The following is a 2,716-nucleotide window of genomic DNA, read 5'->3' as shown; positions in this document are numbered from 1 at the left end:
CGTCCGTCACCGGCGTATCGGGCTCCGGCAAGTCGACGCTGGTCAACGACATCCTTGCCGCGGTGCTGGCCAACCGGCTCAATGGCGCTCGGCAGGTCCCGGGCCGGCATGTCCGCGTCACCGGCCTGGCCCACGTGGACAAGCTGGTGCGCGTCGACCAATCACCGATTGGTCGCACACCGCGATCCAATCCGGCTACCTACACCGGGGTCTTCGACAAGATCCGCACCCTTTTCGCCGCAACCACCGAGGCCAAGGTCCGCGGTTATCAACCGGGCAGGTTCTCGTTCAACGTCAAGGGCGGGCGCTGCGAGGCGTGCACCGGCGACGGCACCATCAAGATCGAGATGAACTTCCTGCCCGACGTGTACGTGCCGTGCGAGGTGTGTCAGGGCGCCCGCTACAACCGGGAAACCCTCGAGGTGCATTACAAGGGCAAGACCATCGCCGAGGTCCTGGATATGTCGATTGAGGAGGCCGCGGAGTTCTTCCAGCCGATCACCGGCATCCACCGGTATCTCCAGACGCTGGTCGATGTCGGCCTGGGCTATGTGCGGCTCGGTCAGCCCGCGCCCACGCTGTCCGGCGGTGAGGCCCAGCGCGTCAAGCTGGCGTCGGAGTTGCAGAAGCGCTCCACTGGGCGCACGGTGTACATCCTCGACGAGCCCACTACCGGTTTGCATTTCGATGACATCCGCAAGTTGCTGGGCGTCATCAATGGCCTTGTCGACAAAGGCAATACGGTGATCGTCATCGAGCACAACCTGGACGTCATCAAGACGTCCGACTGGATCATCGACATGGGGCCGGAGGGCGGCGCCGAAGGTGGGACCATCGTCGCCGAGGGCGCGCCGGAGGACATTGCTGCGGTGCCGGAAAGCTATACCGGGAAGTTCCTCGCCGAAACCCTCAGCGGCACTGGGGCATCGGCCAGTACACCGCGGCGGTCAAACCGGCGGCGGAAGGTCAGCGCCTAGGCAGGTTTCGTGCATTAGCTCGCCGAGCTGGCACCGGCCTTGGAAAGCTTCGACGGAAACCGTGGACTGATCCGCACCCCGTCGAGCCACGCGGTGAGCTCCTCGGCCCGTCGCTGCAGCGCACGCCGCGCATCACGACCGGGATCCTCCAGCAGCTGCAGCTGTACCTGAGCGTCGGCATCCTGATACCAGCCGCCCACCACACGGCCGTTCCACCAGGCGGTCGGGCCGGCATTGCCGTTGCTGTCGAAAACCTGGTCGCGGTGTTCGCCGACATACCAGTCGCGTTGATACCAGCCCATGGTGGTCGCGTCGAGTCCCGGTAGCAACGCGCACTGTTGTGGCACGTCCGGTTCGGGCTCCAAGTCGTCAGGCAATACGTGGCCGGGGTTGCCGTGCAGGTCGACGGCGACCGCGTCAATGTCGGCCAGCGCCTTGCGCACCGCGGTCACGGTGGTGCCGAACCACCACTTGATGTCTTCGACAGTGGCTGGCCCGAACGTCCGCAACCACCGGCGGGTGAGCGCGGCCCAAGCCGCATCTGCGGGCACCGGTTCGGCATTCTCGTGCAGCCAACTGACGATAGTGGCCCAACGCGATCGTGACGTGGTCCAGCTTCCGTCGTTGGGTCCGCGCACGATATCGCCGCGCGAAGAGAGCACCGTCAACACACGCGGGGCGAGCGGAACCATACCGCCCCAAGGCTTTCCGGGGGCTGGATCGTAGACGCCGGCCAACTCGGGGAGCGCGGCGCGCAGCTCGGTGCTAGTTGCAGGGCCGTGCTCGCCGAGGTGTTGCAGCACGGCAGCGCAGGCGCGGTCCAGCCAGCGCTCGCCGTCCGCGGCGGCGCCCGCCTTTTGCGCGTCGGCGATCAGCCGGCGGCGTTCGTTGGCGGCGACTCGGTCGCTGGCTGCCGGCTGAACGATCGCCAGGTCTTCGGCATTGATCAGCCACAGGGTTCGGCGCATGGCCAGATGCCGCAGCATGGACCGCTTTCGGTAGAGCTCAGCGTCGAGGTCGCCGGTGACGAAGCCGGGATACCGTGCCCACAACGACAGGTACGGGGTAGCGGGATCAGTAGCGTGCAGGCCGACCAGTGCGGTGGTGATCGCCGTTATCGGCGTCGAACCGAGGGCACGCGGAAAGTGCCTGAACACCAAGCGGTTCCGTCGCTCGGTGATACTGAAAGTTCGCACCGCTCAGCGGGTATCGTCGTTTATCGATTTACGGATTTGGGCCAGCCGTTCGGCCGCCGCCCGTTGCCGATCTTCGTACTGCTCCTCCACATTGCGGCCTTCGGGAGTCTCGGCATCCAATTCGGCTGCGCCGATTGAGGTCCCGTATCGAGTCTCGATCTTCTCGCGGACCGATTCGAATGTCGGTACACCTGAATTGTCGTATCCAGGGTCGCTGTCTGGCTCGTCGGGCATGGTTTCACGTTACCCGTGGCGGTCGAAGTAGCGAACCATTTGTTGCCAGTACACGAGGGTCAACGCCATCTGCGCTGCGGTCGCAACTGCTGCAAGTACAGCCCGACGTTGACGTGCGGCGACGATTGCCGCAACGGCGATCACTGAGGTCACAGCGCTCAATGCGGCGGCGGAGTCCCTGGGCCGGATGGTGATCCACAGTTCCTCGCCAAGCATCGCGCGGGTCGCCCAAACACGACAGGGTTGACCGCTAGCCAGACCGCGACCAGCACCGCGTGGCTGCGACGGCGCGTCCACACCGGCAGCAGC

2 protein-coding genes and 2 pseudogenes are annotated in these 2,716 nt (G+C 65.4%); 1 reads left to right on the top strand and 3 read right to left on the bottom strand.

Features of this window, described 5'->3' with window-relative positions; genetic code table 11:
- Positions 1 to 977 (top strand): annotated as a pseudogene (locus tag WBF82_RS09780) (excinuclease ABC subunit UvrA); the annotation flags it as partial.
- A 14-nt stretch (positions 978 to 991) separates the two neighbouring features.
- Here WBF82_RS09780 and WBF82_RS09775 read toward each other — a convergent pair.
- The 3 genes and pseudogenes from WBF82_RS09775 to WBF82_RS09765 form a co-directional block, all read right to left on the bottom strand.
- Positions 992 to 2,173 (bottom strand): winged helix DNA-binding domain-containing protein, encoded by a 1,182-nt coding sequence (locus WBF82_RS09775; protein ID WP_424382843.1) that lies wholly within the window; start codon positions 2,171 to 2,173, stop codon positions 992 to 994.
- Between the two features lie 3 nt (positions 2,174 to 2,176).
- Positions 2,177 to 2,407 carry a hypothetical protein gene (locus tag WBF82_RS09770; protein WP_424382842.1) on the bottom strand — a complete coding sequence of 77 codons (231 nt, stop codon included), beginning with the start codon at positions 2,405 to 2,407 and terminating at the stop codon, positions 2,177 to 2,179.
- A gap of 9 nt (positions 2,408 to 2,416) precedes the next feature.
- Positions 2,417 to 2,716: pseudogene (locus tag WBF82_RS09765) on the bottom strand (hypothetical protein); the annotation flags it as partial.

The sequence above is a fragment of the Mycobacterium sp. genome, from assembly GCF_049673265.1.
Lineage (GTDB): Bacteria > Actinomycetota > Actinomycetes > Mycobacteriales > Mycobacteriaceae > Mycobacterium.
The sequence above is the reverse complement of the archived record's forward strand: the minus strand, read 5'-3'. Positions and strand labels throughout refer to the sequence as shown.

Coding starts and splice junctions, on each gene's coding strand:
- WBF82_RS09770 (WP_424382842.1), bottom strand. CDS start 2,407: ATGCCCGACGAGCCAGACAGCGACCCTGGATACGACAATTCAGGTGTA.